Raw genomic sequence first — 25,241 nt, 5'->3', positions numbered from 1 at the left:
AAGCCCTCAACTTTATGACATAGAGCCCAGATTGGCTATAATGCGCAGCAATTTTCTTAGAGTAAAAGTGACGATATGAATTCTCTGTTTGCCAGTACGGCCCGTGGGCTGGAAGAGCTGTTAAAAACTGAACTGGAAAGCCTGGGTGCGCAAGAGTGCCAGGTGGTTCAGGGTGGTGTCCATTTTCAGGGCGACACACGGCTTATTTACCAGAGCCTGATGTGGAGTCGCCTGGCCTCACGCATCATGTTGCCGATGAGAGAGTGCAAGGTTTACAGCGATCTCGATCTTTACCTGGGCGTGCAGACTATCGACTGGACAGAGATTTTTGCGCCGGGCGCCACTTTTGCCGTCCACTTCAGCGGCCTGAATGACGAGATCCGCAACAGTCAGTACGGCGCGCTGAAGGTTAAAGATGCCATCGTCGACTGCTTCACCCGTAAAAATCTGGAGCGTCCTAACGTCGATCGTGAAAACCCGGATTTGCGTATCAACGTTCGCCTGAATAAAGAGATCGCCAGCATCGCGCTGGATCTCTGTGGCGAAGGCCTGCACCAGCGCGGTTACCGCGATCGTGCCGGTATCGCGCCAATCAAAGAGAACCTGGCGGCCGCCATCGTGATGCGTTCCGGCTGGCAGCCGGGCACGCCGCTGCTGGATCCCATGTGTGGTTCCGGCACGCTGCTGATCGAAGCGGCGATGCTGGCGACCGACCGTGCGCCGGGCCTGCATCGTGGCGCGTGGGGTTTCAAAGGCTGGGCACATCACGACGAAGCAGTCTGGCAGGAAGTGAAAGCCGAAGCCCAGACCCGCGCCCGTGCCGGGCTGGCGGTCTATGAATCCCGCTTCTACGGCTCTGACAGCGACGCCCGCGTGATTGAACGCGCGCGCAGCAACGCCCGTCGCGCCGGGATCGGCGATCTGATTGCCTTCGAGGTAAAAGACGTTTCTCAGCTCACTAACCCGCTGCCAAAAGGCCCGTACGGCACGGTGATCAGCAACCCGCCTTACGGCGAACGCCTGGACAGCGAGCCAGCGCTGATTGCCCTGCACAGCCTGCTGGGGCGCACCATGAAGGATCTGTTTGGCGGCTGGAATCTCTCCCTGTTCAGCGCCTCGCCAGAGCTGCTGAGCTGCCTGCAGCTGCGCGCCGAGCGCCAGTTCAAAGCCAAAAACGGCCCGCTGGACTGCGTGCAGAAGAACTACCATCTGGCCGAGAAAGAGGCCGACAGCAAGCCGTCCAGCATCGCGGAAGATTACGCTAACCGTCTGCGTAAGAATCTGAAGAAATTTGAAAAATGGGCGAAGCAGGAAGGCATCGAATGCTATCGCCTGTATGACGCCGATCTGCCGGAGTACAACGTGGCGGTCGACCGTTACGGCGACTGGGTGGTGGTGCAGGAGTATGCTCCGCCAAAAACCATCGATCCGCAGAAAGCCCGTCAGCGTATGCTGGATATTATTGCCGCGACCATCAGCGTGCTGAATATTGCCCCGAACAAGCTGATCCTCAAAACCCGTGAGCGTCAGAAAGGCAAAAACCAGTACGAAAAGATGAACAGCAAGGGCGAGTTTATCGAAGTGGGCGAATACAACGCGCGCCTGTGGGTGAACCTCACCGACTATCTCGATACCGGCCTGTTCCTCGACCACCGCATCGCCCGTCGTATGCTGGGCCAGATGAGCAAAGGCAAGGACTTCCTGAACCTCTTCTCCTATACCGGCAGCGCCAGCGTGCACGCGGGTCTGGGCGGCGCGCGTACCACCACCACCGTGGACATGTCCCGCACCTATCTGGAGTGGGCAGAGCGCAACCTGCGCCTCAACGGCCTGACCGGCCGCGCGCACCGTCTGCTGCAGGCCGATGTGCTGGGCTGGCTGCGTGAATCTGAAGAGCAGTTCGATCTGATCTTTATCGATCCGCCAACCTTCTCCAACTCCAAACGCATGGAAGAGTCTTTTGATGTCCAGCGCGACCATTTAACGCTGATGAAAGACCTGAAACGTATGCTGCGTAAAGGCGGCACCATCATGTTCTCGAACAACAAACGCGGATTCCGCATGGATCACGAAGGGCTGGAAAAACTGGGGCTGAAAGCACAAGAGATCAGTCAAAAAACCCTGTCCCAGGATTTTGCCCGTAACCGTCAGATCCACAACTGCTGGCTGATTACCGCGGCCTGAAAGGAAAAGTAAATGTCATTAATTAGTATGCATGGGGCGTGGCTGTCGTTCAGCGACGCGCCGCTTCTCGATAATGCTGAACTGCATATCGAAGATAACGAACGTGTCTGTCTGGTAGGTCGTAACGGCGCCGGTAAATCGACGCTGATGAAGATCCTGAATCGCGAGCAGGGGCTGGACGACGGGCGCATTATCTATGAACAGGATCTGATTGTGGCGCGTCTGCAACAGGATCCGCCGCGTAACGTTCAGGGCAGCGTCTACGATTTTGTTGCCGAAGGCATCGAAGAGCAGGCCGAGTATCTGAAGAGCTATCACGAGATCTCGCATCTGGTCATGACCGACCCGAGCACCAAAAACCTCAATGAGATGGCGCGCCTGCAGGAGCTGCTGGATCACCACGGCCTGTGGCAGCTGGAAAACCGCATCAACGAAGTGCTGGCGCAATTAGGTCTGGAAGCGGACATGCCGCTGGGCTCGCTCTCCGGCGGCTGGCTGCGTAAGGCCGCGCTGGGCCGGGCGCTGGTCAGCGGGCCGAAAGTGCTGCTGCTCGATGAACCGACGAACCACCTGGATATCGAAACCATCGACTGGCTGGAAGGGTTCCTGAAAACCTTCAACGGCACCATCATCTTTATCTCGCACGACCGTTCGTTTATTCGCAACATGGCGACCCGCATTGTCGATCTCGATCGCGGCAAGCTGGTGACCTATCCCGGCGACTACGACACCTACCTGCTGGAGAAAGAGGAAAACCTGCGCGTTGAGGAGCTGCAAAATGCCGAGTTCGACCGCAAACTCGCCCAGGAAGAGGTGTGGATCCGTCAGGGTATTAAAGCACGTCGTACCCGTAACGAAGGTCGCGTTCGCGCCCTGAAAGCGATGCGCCGCGAGCGCAGTGAACGCCGCGAAGTGATGGGCAGCGCGAAGATGCAGGTCGAAGAGGCGAGCCGCTCAGGCAAAATCGTCTTCGAGATGGAACACGTCAACTACCAGGTTGATGGCAAAGTGCTGGTGAAGGACTTCTCCGCCCAGGTGCAGCGCGGGGACAAAATCGCCCTTATCGGCCCGAACGGCTGCGGTAAAACCACGCTGCTGAAGCTGATGCTGGATCAACTTAAGGCCGATAGCGGCCGCATCCACTGCGGAACCAAGCTGGAAGTCGCCTACTTCGACCAGCACCGCGCAGAGCTGGACCCGGACAGAACGGTGATGGACAACCTCGCCGAAGGTAAGCAGGAAGTGATGGTGAACGGTAAGCCGCGCCACGTGCTGGGCTATCTGCAGGACTTCCTGTTCCATCCGAAACGGGCAATGACCCCGGTGCGCGCCCTCTCCGGTGGGGAGCGTAACCGCCTGTTACTGGCGCGTTTGTTCCTGAAACCCAGCAACCTGCTGATCCTTGACGAACCGACCAACGATCTTGATGTCGAAACGCTGGAACTTCTGGAAGAACTGATTGATAGTTATCAGGGAACCGTGATGTTGGTGAGCCACGATCGTCAGTTCGTGGATAACACCGTCACCGAGTGCTGGATCTTTGAAGGCCAGGGCCGCATTGGTCAGTATGTGGGCGGCTACCATGATGCCCGCGGACAGCAGGCGCAATCGCAGGCGACAAAACAGTCAAAAGCGAAGGTTGAAGCGGAAGTTGCTGTTACAAAAGCAGAAAACATCAAACGCGGCAGTAATAAATTAAGCTATAACCTTCAGCGCGAACTGGAAGGCCTGCCGCTGCGTCTGGAAGAGCTCGAAGCCAGTCTGGAAAGTTTGCAGGCTCAGGTGGCCGACGCGTCATTCTTTAGCCAGCCGCATGACTATACTCAAAAAGTCCTGGCCGATATGGCCCAGGCTGAGCAGGCGCTGGAAGAAGCATTTGAACGCTGGGAATATCTTGAGGCTCTGAAAAACGGCGCATAAGTTAACCATGGAGCCAGTATGTGTGAACATCACCATGCGATCGGCATATTTTATGCTCACAGTGCGACATGCTCGTGGCGCTTCCCGCGCTCGAGCATGGGCACAAAGCGGCATGCCCGCGCTGCGGGACAACGCTGACAACTGAGTGGGACGCGCCGCGGCAGCGTCCCACCGCGTATGCTTTTGCTGCGCTGTTCATGCTGTTACTCTCCAACCTCTTTCCTTTCATTTATATGAAAGTGGGGGGCATCACCAGCGAAGTGCATTTGCTGGAGATACCCGGCGTGATGTTCTCAGAAGATTACGCCAGCCTCGGCACGTTCTTTATGCTCTTCGTTCAGATCGTCCCGGCATTTTGCCTGGTGGTGATCCTGCTGCTCGTCAACCGCGTCGTGATGCCTATGGCGCTGAAAATCAGGCTGGCGCGGATCCTCTTCCAGTTAAAAAGCTGGGGAATGGCGGAGATCTTCCTCGCCGGTATTCTGGTGAGCTTCGTTAAGCTGATGGCCTACGGTGATGTCGGAGTGGGCCTCAGCTTTATCCCCTGGTGCCTGTATTGCATCCTCCAGTTACGCGCTTTTCAGTGCGTTGATCGCCGCTGGGCGTGGGACGACATCGCCCCTGCGCCCGTACTGCATCAGACGCTGAAAGCCGGGGTACCGGGTATTAATCAGAATCTGCGCCTGTGTCCGTGCTGCACGGCTATCCTCCCGGCCAACCAGGAGATCTGCCCGCGCTGCGAAACCAAAGGGCACGTGCGGCGTAAAAACAGCCTGCAGTGGACGATGGCGCTGCTTATCACGTCGATGATTCTCTATCTTCCCGCCAACATTCTGCCGATTATGATCACCGATCTACTGGGCGACAAAATGCCGTCGACCATCATGGCCGGGGTGGTGTTGCTGTGGGGGGAAGGCTCCTATCCGGTGGCGCTGGTGATCTTTATCGCCAGCATCATGGTACCGACGCTCAAAATGATTGCCATTGCCTGGCTCTGCTGGGATGCCAAAGGGCACGGCAAGCGCGACAGCGAGCGCATGCATCTGATTTATGAGGTTGTGGAGTTTGTCGGACGCTGGTCAATGATTGACGTGTTTGTGATTGCCGTACTCTCTGCGCTGGTGCGTATGGGAGGATTAATGAGCATCTATCCCGCCATCGGAGCGGTGATGTTTGCATTGGTCGTTATTATGACCATGTTTGCGGCCATGACCTTCGATCCGCGGTTATCGTGGGATCGTGAGTCAGAGCCGAGCCATGAGGATGAATAAAAGCATGGAAAATAAGAGTGGAGAGGCGAAAGTGCAGAAGGTCAGAAACTGGTCGCCGGTGTGGATTTTTCCCATCGTGACGGCGCTGATCGGTGCATGGATCCTGTTTTATCATTACAGCCATCAGGGCCCGGAAGTGACGCTCATCACCACCAACGCCGAGGGCATTGAGGGCGGTAAAACCACCATCAAAAGCCGCAGCGTGGATGTGGGCGTTGTCGAAAGCGCCACCCTGACCGACGATCTGACGCATGTAGAAATTAAAGCCCGACTCAATGCTGGCATGGAAAAGCTGCTGCATGGCGACTCGGTATTCTGGGTGGTGAAACCGCAGGTGGGCCGTGAAGGCATTAGCGGTCTGGGAACCCTGTTATCCGGGGCCTACATCGAACTACAGCCGGGGAAAAAGGGCTCGCAGCCGGAGCAGTATCAACTGCTGGACTCTCCGCCGCTGGCACCGCCGGATGCGAAGGGCATCCGTATAACCCTCGACAGTAAAAAAGCGGGCCAGCTCAGCCCGGGCGATCCGGTGCTGTTCCGCGGTTATCGTGTGGGATCGGTGGAAACCAGCACCTTCGACGCCCAGAAGCGCACCATCAGCTATCAGCTGTTTATCAGTGCGCCAAACGATCGCCTGGTCACCGGCAATGTACGCTTCTGGAAGGATAGCGGCATCGCCGTTGACTTAACCTCCGCAGGCATGCGCGTCGAGATGGGTTCCCTCTCCACGCTGTTCGGCGGCGGAGTGAGCTTTGACGTGCCGGAAGGCATGGATCAAGGCCAGCCGGTGGCGCAACAGACCGCGTTCAGGCTCTATGACGATCAGAAGAGCATTCAGGATTCGCTCTATACCGACCATATCGACTACCTGATGTTCTTCAAGGATTCGGTCCGTGGCCTGCAGCCGGGCGCGCCGGTTGAATTCCGTGGTATCCGTCTCGGAACCGTCGGTAAGGTGCCGTTCTTCGCGCCGGGCCTGCGTCAGGTGCTCGATGACGATTACCGTATTCCGGTGCTGATCCGCATCGAGCCAGAGCGCCTGATTAATCAGGTTGGTGATACGCCTGATATCGCTGAGCATATCGACGGGTTGATGAAGCGTGGCCTGCGCGGCTCGCTCAAAACCGGTAACCTGGTGACCGGGGCGCTGTACGTGGATATGGACTTCTTCCCGAAAGAGCCACCGGTTAAAGAGATCCGCGAGTTTGGCGGCTATAAAATCATCCCGACCGTGAGCAGTGGCCTGGCGCAGATCCAGCAGCGTCTGATGGAGACGCTGGATAAGATCAACAGCCTGCCGCTCAATCCGATGATTCAGCAGGCCACTAACACGCTTAGCGAAAGTCAGGCGACGATGCGCCGTCTGCAGGCCACGCTGGATAACCTGAACAAGCTGACCGCCAGCCAGTCGATGCAGCAGCTGCCGCAGGACATGCAGAAAACCCTGCGTGAGCTGAACCGCAGTATGCAGGGCTTCCAGCCGGGCTCCGCCGCGTACAACAAGATGGTGGCGGATATGCAGCGCCTCGATCAGGTTCTGCGCGAACTCCAGCCGGTGCTGAAAACGCTGAATACGAAGAGCAATGCGCTGGTATTCGAAGCAAAAGACAAAAAGGACCCTGAGCCGAAGGGGGCTAAATAATGAAAAAATGGCTAATTATCACCGCAATGGCACTTCTGTCCGCCTGTAGCTCTTCCGAGAACAAGAGCTACTACCAGCTGCCGGTGGCAGCGCAGGCGGGCGGGCAGAGTATCGCCAGCCAGGGGAATCGCCTGCTGTGGGTAGAGCAGGTGGCCGTGCCTGACTACCTTGCCGGCAATGGCGTGGTCTATCAAACCAGCGATGTGCAGTATGTCATCGCCAACAACAACCTGTGGGCCAGCCCGCTGGATCAGCAGCTGCGTAATACGCTGGTCGCCAATCTGGGCAGCCAGCTGCCGGGGTGGGTGGTGGCATCGCAGCCGTTGGGCAGCGACCAGGATACGCTCAACGTCAACGTGACCAATTTCCACGGGCGTTACGATGGCAGAGTTATCATCAGCGGGGAGTGGCTGTTGAACCATCAGGGTCAGCTGATCAAGCGGCCTTTCCATCTGGAACTGGTACAGCAGAAAGATGGTTATGATGAGATGGTGAAAGTCCTGGCACAGGGCTGGGCGCAGGAATCCGCCAGTATTGCCAGGGAGATCTCCCGTCAGCCATAAGTAAAATTCATCGCACCGGGCCGCATTTAGCGTCATGCTAATTGCGGCTTTTTTTTCGTTTGAAGCTCAGGTGGTTACTTGTGCCGCATCACAGTTTTTGTACAAATGAACTTTTGTATAGGTCACATTTATGACACTGGCGTGAATTTTGCGCATTGACGCTAAGCGGGATTCGCGGTATTCGTTAGTCGTGATTGCATGTTTTGTAATCACTGTTTTCTTTTCCACCAGATCAAATAATGAGGGAAACGAGGCATGAAGAGACAGAAACGAGATCGCCTTGAAAGGGCTCATCAACGTGGTTATCAGGCTGGCATCGCCGGACGTTCTAAAGAAATGTGTCCCTATCAGACCATCAATCAAAGGTCGCAATGGTTAGGGGGCTGGCGAGAAGCCATCGGAGACAGGGCAGTACTTGCTTGATAGCGTCTCTTTAAGAAAAGAAACCTCCGCATTGCGGAGGTTTCGCCGTTTTATGCTTTGAGAAAAGCAAAAATCAGAATGCGGAAGTGTCCTGGAACAGGCCCACTTTCAGGTCGGATGCGGAGTAGATCAGACGACCGTCAACCAGCACTTCGCCATCCGCCAGGCCCATGATCAGGCGACGGTTAACAATGCGTTTGAAGTGAATACGGTAGGTGACTTTCTTCGCGGTCGGCAGAACCTGACCGGTGAATTTCACTTCGCCCACGCCCAGCGCGCGGCCTTTGCCTTCACCGCCGAGCCAGCCGAGGTAGAAACCAACCAGCTGCCACATTGCGTCCAGGCCCAGGCAGCCTGGCATTACCGGATCGCCAATAAAGTGGCAACCGAAGAACCACAGGTCCGGGTTGATATCGAGCTCTGCTTCTACGTAACCCTTATCGAAGTTGCCGCCGGTTTCCGTCATCTTCACGACACGGTCCATCATCAGCATGTTCGGGGCCGGTAACTGTGGGCCTTTAGCACCAAACAGTTCACCGCGACCAGAGGCAAGAAGATCTTCTTTTGTATAGGATTCGCGTTTATCTACCATGTTCTCAGTAAGCCTTATTTTAGTGAAGGACGCAGGATAGCTAACACGTGTACGCTGAACAAGTCCGATCAGTTTGGCGTGAACCAGTTCAACCAGCGTAACGGCCAGGGATAACGATGACGTGCTTCCTGCTGCGTTGCCTGCGCAATGCGTTCCTGGATGGTTTGCATCAGTGATGTCTGCCCTTCGGCATCCCACACCAGGTTTGTCAGTAAGGGTAGCGCATCAGCAATATCTTCGATGGCCCAGAGGCTGAATTGTTCCTCTTCGACCGCTTTCAGCAGCTCCTGACTCAGGCTGAGGTGGCGCACGTTCGCCAGTGGAATGATCACGCCCTGTTTACCGCTCAGCCCACGTTGCTGGCAAATGTTAAAGAAGCCTTCGATCTTCTCATTCAGGCCGCCGACCGGCTGCGCACGACCAAACTGGTCTACCGAGCCGGTAATAGCAATGCTCTGATTCACCGGCACGTCGGCCAGGGCGCTGATGAGTGCACACAGTTCCGCCATTGAGGCGCTATCGCCATCCACTTCGCTGTAGGACTGCTCAAAGGTCAGCGAGGCGGTGAACGGGATCTGCTGCTCAAGCTGCAGCTCCGACATCAGGAAAGCCTGCATGATCATCATGCCCTTGGCATGAATGTTCCCGCCCAGCTCCGCTTTACGTTCGACATCGATAAATTCACCGTCACCGATGTGCACCACGCAGCTGATACGCGACGGCTCGCCAAAGGCGCGCGGATGGCCAGGGAATTCAATCACCGAAAGGGCGTTAATCTGTCCTACGCATTCGCCTTCGGTTTCGACCAGGATCTGCTCGAGCAGGATCTCATCCTGCATACGATCGGCGAGATAGCCTTCGCGCCACTCGCGCTGCACCAGCATTTGGGAGAGCTGCTCGCCGTTCACCGTATCGTCTTCGGTCATGGCAGCGGCTTCACGCAGCTGCTTGCCAAGCCAGAGAGGGCAAAGCGGCAGTGTCTCCTGATCGCCGGTATAGCGGACCGCTTCGCGAATCAGCACCGGCCATGCATCCGCAGCTGGCGTTGGCAGCTGCGCGCGTTGGCAGACGGCGTAAACCCACTGCAGCCACTGTTGCATGTCTTCGGCATCCGCAATTTGGGTGCTGTCTTCAAATTCGCTGTAGACCACCTGATCAGCCAGCTCGGGCTCCATCTCCTGGAAATCAGCCAGCGCTTCGCGATCGCCTGTCAGGACGACTTTCAGGGAGAGCGGCATGGACGGTACGGCGACCGGAAGAGGGCGCGACTCATCCCAGCCAACCCAGTCAAAGCGTTGCTGGCTGACGATATTTTTCAGGCGCATCCACAGCAGGGGCTGTGCGAGCAGCGAACGCAGGGAGATGATCAGCACGCCGCCGTTGGCCTGATGAACCAGACCAGGATGCAGGGTTAACTCACCGTTAAACTGGCGCAAGCAGCCGAACAGCTGCTCTGCTTCCGTCCAGCCCGCCTGGATGACGTTGCCGGTGACCGCAAAACGGCCATCGGGTACGGTAGCGGGTGCAAAGGTAACGGTGTGGCCGTTGATGCTGTATTCACCACCAAAGACCGTTCCGGCTTCTGGCGGATGCCGTACGGCATCCGCCAGAAGACTCAGATACTCCGCTTCGTCTGGCGCTTTCAACAACATGAATGGTGAGGTTGTCCATGGGCTTAACATCTGCTCCAGCGCGTAATGCAAACGGGGCTGAGTGTCGCTGAGGATGTATTCGTGTTCTTTCGCGAGATCTGGCTGTGCAAACAGTTCCTGATAGCTATCTGTATCCGGAACAAGGTCACGCCATGCAAGTTTCGTAATGGTCAAAGTTGATGTTTTTTAGTCAGATGTAAAACGATGGAGTATACCGTAAGGCGCAGGCTCTGCACATGAGGGAATGGGAGTTTCCGGGCATGAATGCGTTACCGCGCGTCACAGGATATGATTTCTTTTCAGCAGATTGCCAAAAAACTGATATTCTGAACACAGTTACACGGTCACACTGAGATCGCAATGAAATACCAACAACTGGAAAATCTCGAAAGCGGCTGGAAATGGAAGTATCTGGTCAAAAAACACCGTGAAGGGGAGTTGATCACGTGCTACCTCGAAGCCAGTGCTGCAAAAGAAGCTGTAGATTTATTGCTGACCCTCGAAAATGAACCCATTCTGGTCAATAGCTGGATTGAAAAGCATATCAATCCTGCATTACTGAACCGAATGAAGCAGACTATCCGTGCGCGACGTAAGCGGCATTTCAACGCTGAGCACCAGCATACCCGTAAGAAGTCGATCGATCTGGAGTTTATGGTCTGGCAGCGTCTGGCTGGCCTTGCCCAGCGACGCGGGAAAACCCTGTCAGAAACCATCGTGCAGCTGATTGAAGATGCGGAACATAAAGAGAAGTACGCCAGTCAGATGTCGACCCTGAAAACCGATCTCCAGGCGCTGCTGGCCGGAAAGAAGTAACGTACTGCTTTTCTTCAGGCAATAAAAAACCCCGCAACATGGCGGGGTTTTTTGTCAGACGATAACTTATGCCGCTGGCTGAGTTACAACGTCTTTGATGCCTTTAACTTCGATCTCTACGCGACGATCTGGAGCCAGGCAGTCGATCAGTGCAGCGCGAGGTTTCACGTTGTCACAGGTAGAACCGGTAACTGGGTTAGATTCGCCCATACCACGTGGGGAGATCTTGTTAGCCGGGATACCTTTAGAGATCAGGTAATCAACAACGGACTGAGCACGTTTCTCAGACAGACCCTGGTTGTAAGCGTCAGAACCGATACGGTCGGTGAAGCCCAGAACCACTACGGAACCGTCTTTCGGATCCAGGTTGCTCAGCTGGGTGTACAGCTGATCCAGTGCCTGCTGGCCTTCTGGTTTCAGAGTTGCTTTGTTGAAGTTGAACAGAACGTCAGACTTCAGAGTGAAGTGCTTGGTCTGTACTTCTGGAGCTGGTGCTGGAGCTGGAGCAACAACTGGTGCTGGCTCAGCCTGACCGAAGCGGTAAGAAACACCTACGCTCAGCATGCCGTTGTCTGGACGAACACCAACGGTGTTGCCGTCGCCGATGTTGTTAACCCACTGGTATTCCAGACGGGTAGCGATGTCACGGGTCATAGCCCACTCAACGCCACCAGCGAATACTGGGGATACGCCAGTGTCGTGGTCGTCGCCAGCGATGCTGTTGCTGGAGTCTGCACGCCATACCATGCCGCCCAGACGGGTGTAGATGTCTACAGCGTCATTTACTGGGTAGCCCAGTTTAGCAGTCAGCTGAACGCCTTGAGCTTTGAATGCGCCGTTAACGTTGTCGCCTTTGTAAGGCATACGGCCCAGCCAGTCGTAACCCATTTCGAAACCAACGTACGGGTTAACCTGATAACCACCGAACGCGCCTGCGCCCAGCTGGCTTTCGTGAGTTGGGCCGTCGTTGTTCAGAGCGTCGTTATACCAGCCGGTGTCGTGGAACTGAGACCAGCCCAGTTTACCACCTGCGTACCAGGTATTATCTTTTGGAGCGGCCTGCGCTACGGTAGCGAAACCTGCCAGTGCCACTGCAATCGCGATAGCTGTCTTTTTCATTTTTTGCGCCTCGTTATCATCCAAAAATCGCCATGAGAATCTCAATGAGAGTCACGGTTAAATCCTTCACCGGGGGGCGGGGACAAAGAGTAAAACTTACCGATATCTTCGGTTTAGGCCGAGCACCCCTGGCGATGTAAAGTCTACAACGTACCTGAAAACTTACAAGTGTGAACTCCGTCAGGCATATGAAAAAAAAAGTTTTGTATACACAATATTTAACATTTATTGCGCAATTTGAGGCGTGCTAAAATGGAGAAAGCCGCGGCAGACAAGACTTTTCGCGGCTTTTACACAGGGAACCAACGGTGTACAGAGATGGCAAAAAAAATTCCAGGAAAACTCTTATTTTTACTCAATGATACAAATTCGAGTGAATTTTTAGCCCAGAAAGGTGTCCGTTGCTCAAAGTGTTCATTCGAATGGGACGCATAATGAAGCCGAGTGCATTCCCTTCTTCGGCAGCTTCAGCCAGACGGTGTTGTTCCGATTCCGTCAACTCATGCGTAAACCAGCCAATCACTACGCTGTAATTTCCGGTACGCAGCGCCCTCGCCATTGAGTCTACAGTATGGCATGGATCCATCTGACTAATCTGCATCACTTTCGTTAGCGGCAAGCCTGCGGATTGCACCCATTCCCGACTTAATTTCTGCTGCGGCGTGAGCCACAACTGCCAGCGCGACTGCTGGCCAAGCTGTTGCAACAGTGGCAGCAATAACAGCTGCGTCATCATGGGCTGGTCTTCACGGTAGAGCACTTCACTAATCAGCCCGGTGGTCATTTGCGCCGCGGAGTTCATCGCGCTTTTGCCAGCGGAAGTAGAGAAAGTTGTTGAACGGTTTGCATAGCCTGAAGAGTACATAATCAATCCAGCCCTGTAGTTACTGTATGGATATACAGTAACCCCTGTGCGACTAAAGATCAACCTCATTTTCGGAAAGCTCCTCGCAAATTTGGTTTGTAATTCAGGCGTATTGAAAATTCACCTTGCCGTTCGATCGTAAGTTACCTATTTTCTGGCTAACGGATCCGTTAATACTCGACTCAACCATTACGCCATGATTTAAAAGGGAAATATCATGAAAAAATTATCTTATGAACGGATCTATCAATCTGCAAAATATCTTTCACCCCTCGGCGAAGTTCATTATCGCGCCCTGTTTGGCGGATACACCCTGGCGGTTGATGACACGGTTTTTGCCATGGTGTCGGAGGGGGAGTTGTATCTGCGTGCCTGCGAAGAGAGCGCGTCTTACTGTGTAAAGCATGCCTCTTCTTTCCTGTCGCTGGTGAAGCGGGGGCGGCCCGTTTTGTTGAATTATTTTCGCGTCGATGAAGGGCTCTGGCAGGATCAGGAGAAATTGCTGCAACTCTCCTCGTTTGCCCTGGAAGCTGCGCGGCGGGAACGCTGTGAACGCTACAAACGCGAGCGCCTGAAAGATTTACCCAATCTCACCTTTCAACTCGAAATCCTGCTGTTTGAGGCGGGCATCACCACCGAAGAGGCATTACGCACGCTGGGGGCTGAACAGTGCTGGCTCAAGATCAGGGCGCTCAACAAGCACCTGAGTTACAAGGTGCTGTTTGCGCTGGAGGGGGCAATCACCGGATTACACGTCGCGGCGCTCCCGGAGATAAGACGCCGGGAGCTGGTGGAGTGGTACAAAAGACTGCCGGCAGAGAGCAGTGCTCACTCCGGCAGTTGATTAACGTGCTGCTGTAATCGACAAATTTCTGGCAGCAACGCGATAAGCAGACCGATTTGCTGCAGAACCAGAGGCGCTTTGCTCTCGGCTCCCGGCTCGATATGTGAAATGCGTTGCGCCAGTTCGGTTAAGGCCTGCTGAACACGAGGCTCATCCGCGGGGCGTTGATGTAGCGCATCATCAACGTAGCAGACAGCATCGTCCAGTAATCCGAGGATTGCGGGGCTGGTGAGCCGCTCTCGGTGTGCGCCCAGTGCGGCGATATAGCTGGTAAACGTATGGTTCAGGCACAGCAGACGGAACGCGACTTCCCGGATTTCTGCTGTTGCCCTCGGTTCCGTAGACATATTCGACACCACAGACGCCAGCTCCGCGTCGCGGTTATAGGCGTCACGTCGTGCGATACGATACGCCAGGCGGTTATCACGCCCCTGATGATACTGCTCCAGGATAGCATCAAGATAACGGCAGTTGGCGTTCATGGCCTGATCCAGCACGCGGGGCAGATTACGGAACCGCCAGTCCGGCCAGATAAAGCTTACCGCAGCCCAGGCGATGGCGCAGCCAATCAGGGTATCAATGACGCGCGGCAGGGCCACTTCAAAGCCTTCCCCGAGCAGGTTGAAACAGAGCAATACCAGCAGGGTGATAAACATCGTGGCGTGCGCGTACTGCACGTTGCGAAAGGCGAAGAACAGCACGCCGGTGATCACAATTAAGATCAGCTGTCCTTCCAGCGAGGGGACAAAGTAAAGGATGGGTAACCCGATGGCGACCCCCACCAGAGTGCCGATAATACGCAGCGCCAGACGATGCCGGGTGGCGTTGTAGTTGGGCTGACAGACAAACAGGCTGGTGAGCAGGATCCAGTAGCCATGGTCCAGGCCGGTTATCTGTATAAAAGCATAGCCAATGCAGAGCACCACGGACATCCTTACCGCATGGCGAAACAGCGCGGATTCCGGGGAAAAGTTGCGGCTCAAACGCAGCCACATATCGCTAAAACCATGCAGGCTGTCGTCCGCAAGCTGATTTTCCACATCATTACCGGGTGTAGCCAGCGCCTGTTCGGATTCGATGGTGGCGAGCTGGGCATCAATGGCGCGCAGGTTATTCAACAAAAAGCCCAGCGCTTTCATATGCTCGGCAGAGGTACCGCTGGCCTGAACCCGGTCGAGGGCCGCATCGAGATGGGTGAACGCCCGTTCAAATCGCGGATCGTGCTGATAGGGGGTACGCAGCAGGATAGAGCGCGACAGCTGGTGGCAGGCCTGCGACTGCATGGATAACAGGCGCTGGAAGCGAAACATTACGTCGCTGTAGCGAAACTTCTCGCGAAGATCGGCGTACTGAATATGCGAAGAGCTGGCGCGCTCGTGGATATCCTGCGCCACAAAGTAATAGTGCAGGGTCCGGCGGGTGCCGCGCTGACCGCGATCGCCGCGCAGGCGGGTAAGTAACGAGGCCTTGGTCTGGTTTAAGGTTGTCACCAGTTGCCCGTTCGCCAGCGCCAGATCGTACAGCGGCCCCTGGCCGTCACCTTCGATATCCGGATCGAACAGCCGGGACTTTAACTCAAGGTAATGGGCCAACTGCTCATAGCTGCGGGCCAGATTGTCCTGCAGCGGGCGAATGGGAAATATGAGATGCCCGGCCAGCGTCAGCAGGTTATACCAGACCGCGCCCAGCAACAGCAGCACCGGCTGTTGATACCACTGGTCGTACAGCGATACCCCCAACATGGTGTAGATGGCAATAAGCAATGCGCCGAAAGCGATGGTGGCGTAGCGCTGGCCTAGCCCACCGAGCAGAATAAACACGCTGGTGGAGAGCATCAGCCCAATCGCAAAAAGCCAAGGCCATGGGAAGAGCAGCTCCACCGACGCCGAGGCGATAAAAAAGCAGATCAGGGTGATGACCAGATTGCGCAGCCGACCGGTAAGGCGGTCATCCAGATCGGCCAGCGCGCCGGCAACCACCCCCAGCGTCAGGGGGATGGTCAGCTTCACGTCGCCCAACCACCAGGGCAGGGCGGTACTGCCACACAGGGCAATAAAGATCCTGACATTGTAGAGCCAGGCGCTGTTCAGGGTGTAGCGGCGAAGCAGTGGGCTTAGCATGTGCGCGCGGGGTCCTTGTTACGGAAAACGACGGCGGGCATTAGCTTCCCGCGCGGCGCGGGCCACTTCCACCGGGACAACCCGGCGTCCGACAGGCCACAGGGCGATGGCGGCAATTTTGAAATTGGCGATCCCGACGGGGATGCCGATAAGCGTCAGGCACTGGGCGATCCCCGCCGCAATGTGCATCAGACACAGCCACCAGCCGAAAAAGATCAGCCACAGAATATTGAGCAGCGTTCCGCCGGTGTTCATCAGCGCGCTTTTATTGCCAGGCTCCAGTTCGTCTACGTGAACCGCTTCGTTGCCGTATGGGACCAGCGAGAGTATGGTAATTTCCCAGCAGGAGCGGGTTAGCGGAAGGGTGAAGATCAGGACCACGCTGACCAGCGTCGCCAGCAGCCAGGAGAGAGTGGTGGCAAAACCACCCAACACAAAATTCAAAATATTCAGAATGGTACGCATAAAACCTCAATTCTTTCCGTAATGTTGAAGCCCTGATGATTGTAACGTTTTTTGCGCTGGAGCACCTGAAAACTGGCAGTTAAACTGTTATGCAATTATTCACGTCGTGGATCAGGCTGGACATGGAACTGAAAGCAACATCGTTAGGCAAACGCCTGGCACAACATCCGTACGACAAAGTCGTTCTGCTTAACGCCGGGGTTAAAGTCTCGGGCGAACGTCACGAATATCTCATCCCCTTCAATCAGCTGTTAGCGATTCACTGTAAGCGCGGCCTGGTCTGGGGCGAGCTGGAGTTTGTGCTGACAGACGAAAAAGTGGTGCGGCTGCACGGCACCGAGTGGGCGGAAACCCAGCGTTTTCACCGCCATCTGAACACGCTCTGGCAGCAATGGAGTGCTGAAATGAGTGAGGTTGCGGCACAGGTGCTGCAAAACGCGCTGAATGACATTGCCGCCACGAATGAGCAAAACAGCTGGCTGACGCGGGAAAAAACGCTCGGCCTTCAGCAAAAAATCCGCCAGGCGTTGCAGGCCTTGCCGTTATCCGTCTCGCGGCTCGACGAGTTTGATAACTGCCGTGAAGCCTGGCGGCAGTGTCAGGCCTGGCTACAGGACATTGACCAGAGCCGGTTGGCGCACAATCAGGCGTGGACTGACACCATGCTCAGCCAGTATGCCGATTTTTTTGCCAGTATTGAGTCATCCCCATTGAACCCGGCCCAGGCCCGGGCGGTGGTCAATGGCGAACAGTCGCTGCTGGTGCTGGCGGGGGCCGGTAGCGGAAAAACCTCGGTGCTGGTGGCGCGGGCAGGCTGGCTGCTGGCCCGCAATGAAGCCGCTCCCGAGCAAATATTGCTCCTGGCGTTTGGGCGTAAGGCGGCTCAGGAGATGGATGAGCGAATCGAGGCGCGACTGCACACCCGCGACATTACCGCGAGGACCTTCCACTCTCTTGCCCTGCATATCATCCAGCAGGGAAGCAAAAAGGTGCCGGTAGTCAGCGAGCTTGAAAATGACACCATGGCGCGGCAGAAAATTTTCATCGACGCCTGGCAGCAGCAGTGCAGCGAGAAAAAAGCTCAGGCCAAAGGCTGGCGACAGTGGCTCGAAGAGGAGCTTGACTGGAGCGTGCCGGAGGGCAGTTTCTGGCAAAACGAAAAGCTGGCGCGCCGACTGGCACCCCGGCTCGATCGCTGGGTGAGCCTGATGCGTATGCACGGTGGCGCGCAGGCCGAGATGATTGCCGGCGCGCCGGAAGAGGTGCGGGCCCTGTTCTCAAAGCGGGTCAAGTTAATGGCTCCGTTGCTTAAGGCATGGAAAGCCGCCCTCAAGGCGGAGAACGCCGTCGACTTTTCCGGGTTGATTCATCAGGCGATCGTCATTCTGGAGAAAGGTCGCTTTATCAGCCCGTGGAAGCACATTCTGGTGGATGAGTTTCAGGATATCTCTCCTCAACGCGCGGCGTTGCTGGCGGCGCTGCGGGCGCAAAACAAGTACACCACTTTGTTTGCCGTGGGGGATGACTGGCAGGCGATCTACCGTTTCAGTGGTGCGCAACTGTCGCTGACGACGGCGTTTCATCATTACTTTGGCGAAGGGGATCGCTGCGATCTGGACACCACCTACCGTTTCAATAACCGGATCGGTGAGATCGCCAACCGGTTTATCCAGCAAAACCCGCATCAGCTGGCAAAACCGCTCAACAGCCTGTCGGCTGGCGACAAGAAAGCGGTTACGCTGCTGGCAGAGGATCAGCTCGATGCCCTGCTGGATAAGCTGAGCGGTTACGCCCGGGCGGATGAGCGTATTCTGGTGCTGGCGCGTTATCACCACCTGAAGCCCGCCAGCCTGGAGAAAGCCGCGACCCGCTGGCCGAAACTGCAGCTGGATTTTATGACCATTCACGCCAGCAAGGGCCAGCAGGCGGACTATGCCATTGTGGTGGGATTGCAGGAAGGGAGCGATGGCTTCCCGGCACCTGCCCGGGAATCGGTCATGGAGCAGGCCCTGCTGCCAGTGGTGGAAGATTTTCCCGACGCCGAGGAGCGGCGATTACTCTACGTGGCTATCACCCGTGCTCGTCACCGGGTCTGGTTGCTGTTCAACAAAGAGCAGCCATCACGCTTTGTCGATATCCTCAAAGAAATTGATGTTCCGGTGGCACGCAAACCCTAGCGTTGTTTTGTCCGGTGGCGCTTCGCTTACCGGGCCTACGGGATGTGCGGTTTGTTGCGCGGTGGCGCTTTGCTTACCGGGCTTACGGCTCGTGCGGTCTGTTGCCCGGTGGCGCTTTGCTTACCGGGCCTACGGGGCGTGCGGTTTGAGGTTTTGTAGGCCGGGTAAGACGGAGCCGCCACCCGGCGATGCCCACTTTTACTTCAGACGTTCAGCCAGATAGCGCTGATAGTCCGGGATCAGGATCTCAACCGACGAGTTGAACTGCGGGGACTCGATAATAAAGTCCGCCGTCGACAGGTTGGTGGCGACCGGTATATTCCACACCGTTGCCAGACGCAGCAGGGCTTTTACGTCCGGATCGTGCGGCACCGCATTGAGCGGGTCCCAGAAGAAGATCAGCACATCAATCTTACCTTCCGAAATCTGTGCGCCGACCTGCTGATCGCCGCCCATCGGGCCGCTCAGCATGGCATTCACTTCAAGTCCGGTCTCGCGATGAATCAGGTTGCCGGTGGTCCCGGTGGCCGACAGCTGATGTTTTTCCAGCAGGGATTGATGACGCTGAACCCAGTTGAGCAGCATCTGTTTGCAGTGATCGTGCGCCACCAGGGCGATATGTTTGCGTTCCGGCAGTGTGCGGGTTGTGGATTCCATAATCTCTATCCGTTAGTTAACTGGTTACAGATTACTGGAAGCACCTGACGCTGCAAGAGAAAGGGAGAAAAAATGCGGCTCAGGACGAGGGTTGTTGCTTCGCCCATTGCAGGAAACGGCTTCGGGTTTCAGGATCGGCCTGGGCAAACCAGTATTTGAGACGCTGCTCCGTCATGCTCTGGGATTGCGGCGGCGGCATGTCCAGCTCAGACACCCCGGATAACAGCGTACTGTCATCCGCCATGGTGGTTGAAAACTGCGGCAGCGAGGCGCTCTGCCCGGCTTTGTTATAGCGCTCGGTATCATATTCGTAATTCACGCCGTTCGGCGTATCGGTGAGCGCCAGAATATCCAGCTTCACCGGGATCGGGGTCGCGTCGCCATCCAGCAACTCGATTTGCGGTGATTTATCAAAAAGTTGTGACTCTTTTTCTGTTTCCAGCCGTGGAAGGCTAAAATTAACCTGACTGATGCGCTGGGTGTTGAAGCTGGCGACAAGGGGAGGAGAGATATAGACCCGCTCCTCGTGATTGCCAAGGCGAATGGTTTTTTCTACCCGGAAGACGATCTGATGCGGGCCGTTATCCAGCTCAATACTGTCCGCACCGCGCAGCAGGGAACTGGAAACTTTTTTGCCATCCAATACCAGCAGGTCGATGTCCGTAGAGAGCCGCAGCGTTGTGGCAAAAACGCAAACCGGCATGAGCAGCGCAAACAGACTCCAGGCAATGCCGGTTTTCATAGAGAGCCCTCTTAAAAGACATGCGTCATGAATAATGTATCAAAATTTTTCGCTAATCATATTTACTAACATATAGACATATCCCGGCAATTTGCCCTCATGCAGACGTATGGGATGGCAGTTGCTGTAACGGAATTGATACCCAGATTGAACGAGCCAGGAGGACATAAATGAAAGAGAACGATATCGCTGACATCCTTACTACCACCCGTACCATTGCGCTGGTGGGGGCAAGCGACAAGCCGGATCGCCCGAGCTACAGGGTGATGAAATACCTGCTCGATCAGGGCTACCACGTGATCCCGGTTTCGCCAAAAGTGGCAGGTAAAACGTTGCTGGGCCAGCAGGGATACGGCACCCTGGCAGAAGTGCCGGAAAAAATCGATATGGTGGACGTGTTCCGCAATTCCGAAGCGGCCTGGGGCGTTGCTCAGGAGGCAATTGCGGTCGGGCGAAAACCCTTTGGTTACAGCTCGGGGTGATTAATGAACAGGCGGCGGTTCTGGCGCGCGATGCGGGCATGAATGTAGTGATGGACCGCTGTCCGGCCATTGAGATCCCCCGCCTGGGGATGGCGAAGTAATAAAAAACCCGGTCAGCCGTCGGCTACCGGGTTTTCATTAGTTGCGCAGGCGCGGAGCCTGTAACTGTCTGCGGATAGTTTGCGCCAGTTCATCCATAGATGGCTGCTCTGGGTGTTCATCCTGCTGTTCGCTACTTAACTGGGCTTCGGCAAGATAGGTATGCACGGCCTGTCCGTCGTCATCTTCCATGACCACGTGGTACCAGGGCGCGGCGCGGAGTTCTGCGTTCACCGCCAGCTCATCCGCTGACGGTTCGTCGAGGGAATATTCCGGGTCGATATCCACGACCACGCCCAGATAACCTAACAGGGAGTGGCGGACCTGCTGGCCGATACCGAATTTGCTGGCAATCATAGTCACCTCCCGGGAAACGTTACTTACACTATAGGTGTGGGCAACATTCCACTTTTCAAGTTACATGATGCGACAGGCAAATCCTTTCAGATACAGCCCTTCCGGATAGGTAGCGATCACCGGATGATCGGCCGCCTGACGGAACTGCTCTATAAATTGTACATCACGCCCAGCATCTACAGCGGCATCTGCGATAATTTTCTGGAATAATTCGGTGGTCATCAGGCCGGAGCAGGAGAAGGTCAGCAGCACGCCGCCCGGGTTAAGCAGCTGGATTGCCAGCATGTTGATGTCTTTATACCCACGACAGGCGCCCATCAGCTGGTTCTTGTTTTCCACGAACTTCGGCGGATCCATCACAATCACGTCAAACTTTTCACCCTGGTCGCGGTATTTGCGCAGCAGTTTGAAGACGTCGTCGCGGACAAATTCCGCTTTGCTCAGATCCAGCTGGTTCAGCTCAACGTTCTGCTTCGCCACGTCCAGCGCTTCCTGTGAGGTATCGACGCTCACCACCTGGCTGCAGCCGCCCATCAGGGCCGAAACCGCAAAGCCGCCGGTGTAGGAGAAGCAGTTCAACACGCGTTTGTCGGCAACGTACTGGCGTGTTGCCAGGCGGCTGTCGCGCTGATCGAGGTAGTAACCGGTTTTATGGCCGCCCTGAATATCCACCAGCAGCTTCATGCCGTGCTCTTCGATAGGCAGCAGGGCAGGCGGCAGTTCTCCCGTCACCGGACCCTGGGTCAGCTCCATCCCCTCTTTTTTACGCACCGCAACGTCGCTGCGATCGTAAATAGCGCACTCGGGGAACAGCGTCTGCAGGGCGCTAATTAACGCCGCACGCTGATACTCAGCACCCGCGCTTAACAGCTGCAGCACCAGGAAATTGCCGAAACGGTCGATGGTCACGCCCGGCAGACCGTCGGATTCGCCGGCGATCAGACGATAGCTGTCCAGCCCGTCGCGTTTTGCCAGCCAGTCGCGCCACTGCTGCGCCTGCTGCAGGCGGCGGACAAAGAAGTCGATGTCGATGGATTCATCTTTATCAAACGTCCAGACGCGGGCACGGATCTGCGAGGCAGGCGAGTATGCGCCGCGCGCTAACCATTTCCCCTGGTGGTCAACGATATCGATGGTTTCACCGAGGCTGGCTTTGCCTTCCATGCGGGCAACCGCGCCGGAGAAGACCCAGGGATGGCGGCGCAGCAATGACTTCTCGCGCCCTTTGGCTAACACTAAACGTACACTCATAATTTTCTGTTCTGTCGATTCCAGGGAAATGGCGCGTAGAGTAGCACAGATGGCCAGTGGCAATCATCTGCGGACACTATTGAGCGTTTCGGCACATTTTAAAATCGGTCAGGCACATTATGAGTGTGTCGCAGGCTTTACAGTGTGGTTTCCGGTTCAGCAAAAGGAGACAACAATGAAAAAGCATATTGCCATCGCCGTCAGCGCCCTGGCGACAATCAGTTTTACGGTTTCTGCAGCCCTGCCGTTTAGCCTCAGCAGCCAGGATATCGCCAACGGTCACCCCTTAACGCAACAGCAGGTCTTTGCCGGGTTCGGCTGCCAGGGGGGCAATGCCTCGCCACAGTTGGCCTGGCAAAATCCACCCGCAGGCACAAAAAGCTTCGCCATTACCGCCTACGATCCTGACGCACCCACCGGCAGCGGCTGGTGGCACTGGACGCTGGTCAACATTCCCGCTAAGACGCAGAGCCTGCCTTCAGGTGCCGGGAAAACGAACAGCGATAAATTACCGGCGGGAGCGGTGCAGGGACGTAATGATTTCGGTTATGCTGGCTTCGGCGGGGCATGTCCGCCTGAAGGGGATAAACCGCACCCTTATCAGTTCACCGTCTGGGCGCTGAATGTGGAAAAACTGCCGCTCGACGGCAACGCCAGCGGGGCACTGGTTGGCTTTATGCTCAACAGTCACGTGCTGGCGAAAGCACAATTAACCGCAACATACGCACGATAAAGGTGGCCCGGTGCAGGAGTTTCATTTTCAACATAACCATCTGACAGCGGCTGAGGTCAATGCCAGCAAAATGCATCGCCTGCACCACGTAAAGCTCTTCTACCCGGCCATCTGTCACATTACGCACGGCAGTAAGGTGATTATCCAGGATGAGAGACGCTTAGTGGCGACGCCGGATGAGCTCATTATCATTCCGGCGAACACCCCGATGGAGATCATTAACCAGCCTGCGCAGGACGTGTTTCATTCCGATCTGTTGCTGTTATCCCCCGACCTCATCGCCGAGTTTAAAACGCGCTACCTGCAATCCTGGCCGCGGGCAAAAACGGACTCACTCTGTGCTCCGCTCAGCGAAGGACTCGCCTTCATGTGGGGCAACCTGCTGCACGCGGTGCGGCATAATTTTTCGGATGAGCTGCAAAAGCACCAGGCCTTCGGGCTCCTGCTGGCGCTGCTGCATGATGGGGTGGCCGGTCCGCTGCTGATCGAGCGAAATATCAATCTTACCGAGCAGGTGCGGCATTTCATTATGCTGGCGCCCGCCCGGGCATGGACTGCTCATGATGTGGCCAGTCGTCTGGCCTTAAGCGTGCCGACCTTACGCCGACGCTTACGGGAAGAGTCGCAAAGCTTTCGCCAGATCGTGGAGGAGGTGCGTATGGCGGTTGCGCTCTCTCAGTTGCAGTCGACCCGTCTGCCCATTGGCGAGATCGCCATGCAGTGCGGGTATCTTTCCAGCTCCCGATTTACGGCCCGTTTTCGTCAGCATTACGGCTGTTTACCCAAAACGCTGCGCTAATTCTCCGGCCATAATTTGCTATTCTTTGGGTTCAGAGCCAGGCATGGATAAGGGGAAGGAGTATGGCAAAAGTCTGCATCATCGCGTGGGTTCACGGCACGGTTCAGGGGGTTGGCTTTCGATACAGCACGCAGCGCGAAGCCACTGAGCTGGGGCTGACCGGTTACGCGCGCAACATGGATGACGGAAGCGTCGAGGTGGTGGCGTGCGGGGAGGCGGAGCAGGTCGATAAACTGCTCGACTGGCTTAAGGCGGGCGGGCCACGCATCGCCCGGGTCGAAAAGGTTCTCTCAGAACCGCATCAACCCGGCCGGGAATACGTGAATTTCGGTATTCGCTATTAAATGCACTTCACGGGCTTAGGCAGACCGGCGATTTTGGTCGCCTGTTTTGCCGGGCCTTTCGGGAACAGGCGGTAAAGATAGCGGCTGTTGCCTTTCTCCTCGCCGTACTTATTGGCCATTGCTTTCACCAGCATGCGGATGGCGGGGGAGGTGTTAAATTCCAGATAGAAATCACGCACGAAGCGCACCACTTCCCAGTGCTCTGGCGTCAGGGCGATAGACTCTTTTTCGGCAATCACAGCCGCCAGCCCTTCGCTCCACTGGCTGGTCTCTTTCAGATAGCCTTCGCTATCGGTCTCAATCTCTTTACCTTCAAAGTTCAGCATAATCATCACGGGTTTATCGAAAACCGCGGCAGTTTACCAAAAAAGAAAGCCCCGCATAAGCGGGGCTCGTTATACAGCACTGTCGGTTAATCGCGGCTCGCAAAGCCCAGGATGCTCAGCAGGCTGACGAAGATGTTATACAGCGACACATACAGGCTCACGGTGGCGCGGATGTAGTTGGTCTCGCCGCCATGAATGATGTTGCTGGTTTCCATCAGGATCGCCCCGGAGGAGATCAGGATGAACACGGCGCTGATAGCCAGGTGCAGAGCTGGCAGCTGCAGGAAGATATTTGCAACCATACCGATCAGCACCACGACGATGCCCGCCATCAGCATCCCGCCGAGGAAAGACATGTCTTTGCGGGTGGTCAGAACGTAGGCTGAACAGCAGAAGAACACCGCAGCCGTACCACCCAGCGCCAGGCCGATCAGGTCGCCCATACCGGCAGACAGGTAGGTGTTAAGCATTGGCCCCAGGATGTAGCCCAGGAAACCGGTGAATGCGAAGGCGGACAAAATGCCTACCGGCTTATCCGCGGTTTTGTAGGTCAGGAACATCAGACCATACATGCCGACCAGGGTGAGGATCAGCCCCGGTGACGGCAGCATCAGCACGGTGCTGGCAGTTGCCGTCAGCGCGGAGAAGGCCAGCGTCAGGCTGAGCATAAAGTAAGTATTGCGCAGCACCTTGTGGGTGCTGAGTAGCGATGTGCGGTCGCGTGAAGAACTAATAATACGATCCATGAGTCACTCTCTTATGACAGATGTAATTAACGGCAAGAATAGAAAACGACGC

The 25,241-nt window shown here is 55.9% G+C and carries 23 protein-coding genes and 2 pseudogenes; 13 read left to right on the top strand and 12 right to left on the bottom strand.

The genetic code is table 11. The annotated features are described in order from the left end of the window. The first annotated feature begins 75 nt into the window (after positions 1-75). The 6 genes and pseudogenes from rlmKL (at position 76) to rmf (ending at position 8,003) form a co-directional block, all read left to right on the top strand. Positions 76-2,184, top strand: a complete 2,109-nt coding sequence (rlmKL, locus tag K5I40_RS17170) for a bifunctional 23S rRNA (guanine(2069)-N(7))-methyltransferase RlmK/23S rRNA (guanine(2445)-N(2))-methyltransferase RlmL (protein WP_223075094.1) — start codon at positions 76-78, stop codon at positions 2,182-2,184. A gap of 12 nt (positions 2,185-2,196) precedes the next feature. Beyond that, a complete protein-coding gene (locus K5I40_RS17165) occupies positions 2,197-4,104 on the top strand; it encodes an ABC transporter ATP-binding protein (RefSeq protein WP_039029449.1) in 1,908 nt (635 codons plus the stop codon). 18 nt (positions 4,105-4,122) lie between these two features. Then, positions 4,123-5,375, top strand: a pseudogene (pqiA, locus tag K5I40_RS17160) (membrane integrity-associated transporter subunit PqiA). Positions 5,376-5,379: 4 nt separating this feature from the next. After that, complete coding sequence (gene pqiB / locus K5I40_RS17155; RefSeq protein ID WP_039029447.1) at positions 5,380-7,017, top strand: intermembrane transport protein PqiB; 1,638 nt, start codon at positions 5,380-5,382, stop codon at positions 7,015-7,017. Then, complete coding sequence (pqiC, locus tag K5I40_RS17150) at positions 7,017-7,580, top strand: membrane integrity-associated transporter subunit PqiC (protein WP_139564705.1); 564 nt, start codon at positions 7,017-7,019, stop codon at positions 7,578-7,580. Before pqiB ends, pqiC begins: the two co-directional genes overlap by 1 nt. A gap of 255 nt (positions 7,581-7,835) precedes the next feature. Further along, positions 7,836-8,003 (top strand): ribosome modulation factor, encoded by a 168-nt coding sequence (rmf, locus tag K5I40_RS17145; RefSeq protein WP_032617397.1) that lies wholly within the window; start codon positions 7,836-7,838, stop codon positions 8,001-8,003. A gap of 73 nt (positions 8,004-8,076) precedes the next feature. Here rmf and fabA read toward each other — a convergent pair whose 3' ends face one another. Both fabA and K5I40_RS17135 read right to left on the bottom strand, forming a co-directional pair. Then, entirely contained in the window at positions 8,077-8,595 is a 519-nt protein-coding gene (fabA, locus tag K5I40_RS17140; RefSeq protein ID WP_008499931.1) for a 3-hydroxyacyl-[acyl-carrier-protein] dehydratase FabA, read from the bottom strand. A gap of 68 nt (positions 8,596-8,663) precedes the next feature. Beyond that, on the bottom strand, positions 8,664-10,421 hold the full coding sequence (locus tag K5I40_RS17135) for a Lon protease family protein (protein ID WP_223075095.1): 1,758 nt from the start codon (positions 10,419-10,421) through the stop codon (positions 8,664-8,666). A gap of 186 nt (positions 10,422-10,607) precedes the next feature. Between K5I40_RS17135 and matP the strand changes: the two genes are divergently transcribed. Next, the gene (gene matP, locus K5I40_RS17130; protein WP_039029443.1) at positions 10,608-11,063 is read left to right on the top strand and encodes a macrodomain Ter protein MatP; all 456 of its coding nucleotides are present in this window, start codon (positions 10,608-10,610) and stop codon (positions 11,061-11,063) included. A 66-nt stretch (positions 11,064-11,129) separates the two neighbouring features. Here matP and ompA read toward each other — a convergent pair whose 3' ends face one another. Next, positions 11,130-12,182, bottom strand: a complete 1,053-nt coding sequence (gene ompA, locus K5I40_RS17125; protein ID WP_138369420.1) for a porin OmpA — start codon at positions 12,180-12,182, stop codon at positions 11,130-11,132. 355 nt (positions 12,183-12,537) lie between these two features. Then, positions 12,538-13,047, bottom strand: coding sequence for an SOS-induced cell division inhibitor SulA (gene sulA, locus K5I40_RS17120; RefSeq protein WP_223075096.1), 510 nt, complete (start codon positions 13,045-13,047; stop codon positions 12,538-12,540). Positions 13,048-13,264: 217 nt separating this feature from the next. Here sulA and K5I40_RS17115 point away from each other — a divergent pair, with 217 nt between their 5' ends. After that, positions 13,265-13,891 (top strand): TfoX/Sxy family DNA transformation protein, encoded by a 627-nt coding sequence (locus K5I40_RS17115; protein WP_223075097.1) that lies wholly within the window; start codon positions 13,265-13,267, stop codon positions 13,889-13,891. On the opposite strand, the gene yccS is transcribed toward K5I40_RS17115, so the two are convergent. Together yccS and K5I40_RS17105 are read right to left on the bottom strand one after the other, a co-directional pair. Next, positions 13,876-16,011: a YccS family putative transporter gene (gene yccS, locus K5I40_RS17110; RefSeq protein WP_223075098.1), complete on the bottom strand. Its 2,136-nt coding sequence runs from the start codon at positions 16,009-16,011 to the stop codon at positions 13,876-13,878. The genes K5I40_RS17115 and yccS overlap by 16 nt on opposite strands. Before the next feature lie 18 nt (positions 16,012-16,029). Beyond that, positions 16,030-16,476, bottom strand: a complete 447-nt coding sequence (locus tag K5I40_RS17105; protein WP_223075099.1) for a YccF domain-containing protein — start codon at positions 16,474-16,476, stop codon at positions 16,030-16,032. Positions 16,477-16,598: 122 nt separating this feature from the next. Between K5I40_RS17105 and helD the strand changes: the two genes are divergently transcribed. Next, on the top strand, positions 16,599-18,653 hold the full coding sequence (gene helD, locus K5I40_RS17100; RefSeq protein ID WP_223075100.1) for a DNA helicase IV: 2,055 nt from the start codon (positions 16,599-16,601) through the stop codon (positions 18,651-18,653). A gap of 198 nt (positions 18,654-18,851) precedes the next feature. On the opposite strand, the gene mgsA is transcribed toward helD, so the two are convergent. Beyond that, positions 18,852-19,310, bottom strand: a complete 459-nt coding sequence (gene mgsA / locus K5I40_RS17095; RefSeq protein WP_223075101.1) for a methylglyoxal synthase — start codon at positions 19,308-19,310, stop codon at positions 18,852-18,854. Positions 19,311-19,389: 79 nt separating this feature from the next. Further along, a complete protein-coding gene (locus K5I40_RS17090) occupies positions 19,390-20,052 on the bottom strand; it encodes a curli synthesis inhibitor (RefSeq protein WP_039029435.1) in 663 nt (220 codons plus the stop codon). 170 nt (positions 20,053-20,222) lie between these two features. Between K5I40_RS17090 and K5I40_RS17085 the strand changes: the two are divergent. Beyond that, positions 20,223-20,635 (top strand): annotated as a pseudogene (locus K5I40_RS17085) (CoA-binding protein). Between the two features lie 37 nt (positions 20,636-20,672). Here K5I40_RS17085 and hspQ read toward each other — a convergent pair. Continuing rightward, positions 20,673-20,990, bottom strand: coding sequence for a heat shock protein HspQ (gene hspQ / locus K5I40_RS17080; RefSeq protein WP_039029433.1), 318 nt, complete (start codon positions 20,988-20,990; stop codon positions 20,673-20,675). Positions 20,991-21,050: 60 nt separating this feature from the next. Further along, a complete protein-coding gene (gene rlmI, locus K5I40_RS17075; protein WP_223075102.1) occupies positions 21,051-22,241 on the bottom strand; it encodes a 23S rRNA (cytosine(1962)-C(5))-methyltransferase RlmI in 1,191 nt (396 codons plus the stop codon). Positions 22,242-22,416: 175 nt separating this feature from the next. On the opposite strand from rlmI, the gene K5I40_RS17070 reads away from it, so the two are divergent. The 3 genes from K5I40_RS17070 to yccX all read left to right on the top strand — a co-directional run bounded on the left by K5I40_RS17070 (position 22,417) and on the right by yccX (position 24,117). Continuing rightward, entirely contained in the window at positions 22,417-22,974 is a 558-nt protein-coding gene (locus K5I40_RS17070; protein WP_223075103.1) for a kinase inhibitor, read from the top strand. A gap of 10 nt (positions 22,975-22,984) precedes the next feature. Continuing rightward, positions 22,985-23,773 (top strand): helix-turn-helix transcriptional regulator, encoded by a 789-nt coding sequence (locus K5I40_RS17065; RefSeq protein WP_039029430.1) that lies wholly within the window; start codon positions 22,985-22,987, stop codon positions 23,771-23,773. A gap of 62 nt (positions 23,774-23,835) precedes the next feature. Continuing rightward, a complete protein-coding gene (gene yccX, locus K5I40_RS17060; protein WP_039029429.1) occupies positions 23,836-24,117 on the top strand; it encodes an acylphosphatase in 282 nt (93 codons plus the stop codon). Here the strand turns inward: yccX and tusE are convergent. Together tusE and yccA are read right to left on the bottom strand one after the other, a co-directional pair. Next, positions 24,114-24,443, bottom strand: a complete 330-nt coding sequence (gene tusE, locus K5I40_RS17055; protein WP_032617485.1) for a sulfurtransferase TusE — start codon at positions 24,441-24,443, stop codon at positions 24,114-24,116. The genes yccX and tusE overlap by 4 nt on opposite strands. Before the next feature lie 86 nt (positions 24,444-24,529). Beyond that, positions 24,530-25,189 (bottom strand): FtsH protease modulator YccA, encoded by a 660-nt coding sequence (yccA, locus tag K5I40_RS17050; protein WP_039029428.1) that lies wholly within the window; start codon positions 25,187-25,189, stop codon positions 24,530-24,532. Positions 25,190-25,241: the final 52 nt, after the last annotated feature.

Origin of the sequence: Leclercia sp. LTM14 (assembly GCF_023736175.1) — a bacterium.
Classification (GTDB): Bacteria; Pseudomonadota; Gammaproteobacteria; order Enterobacterales; family Enterobacteriaceae; genus Enterobacter; species Enterobacter barmai.
This window is presented reverse-complemented; position numbering and strand designations above follow the sequence as displayed.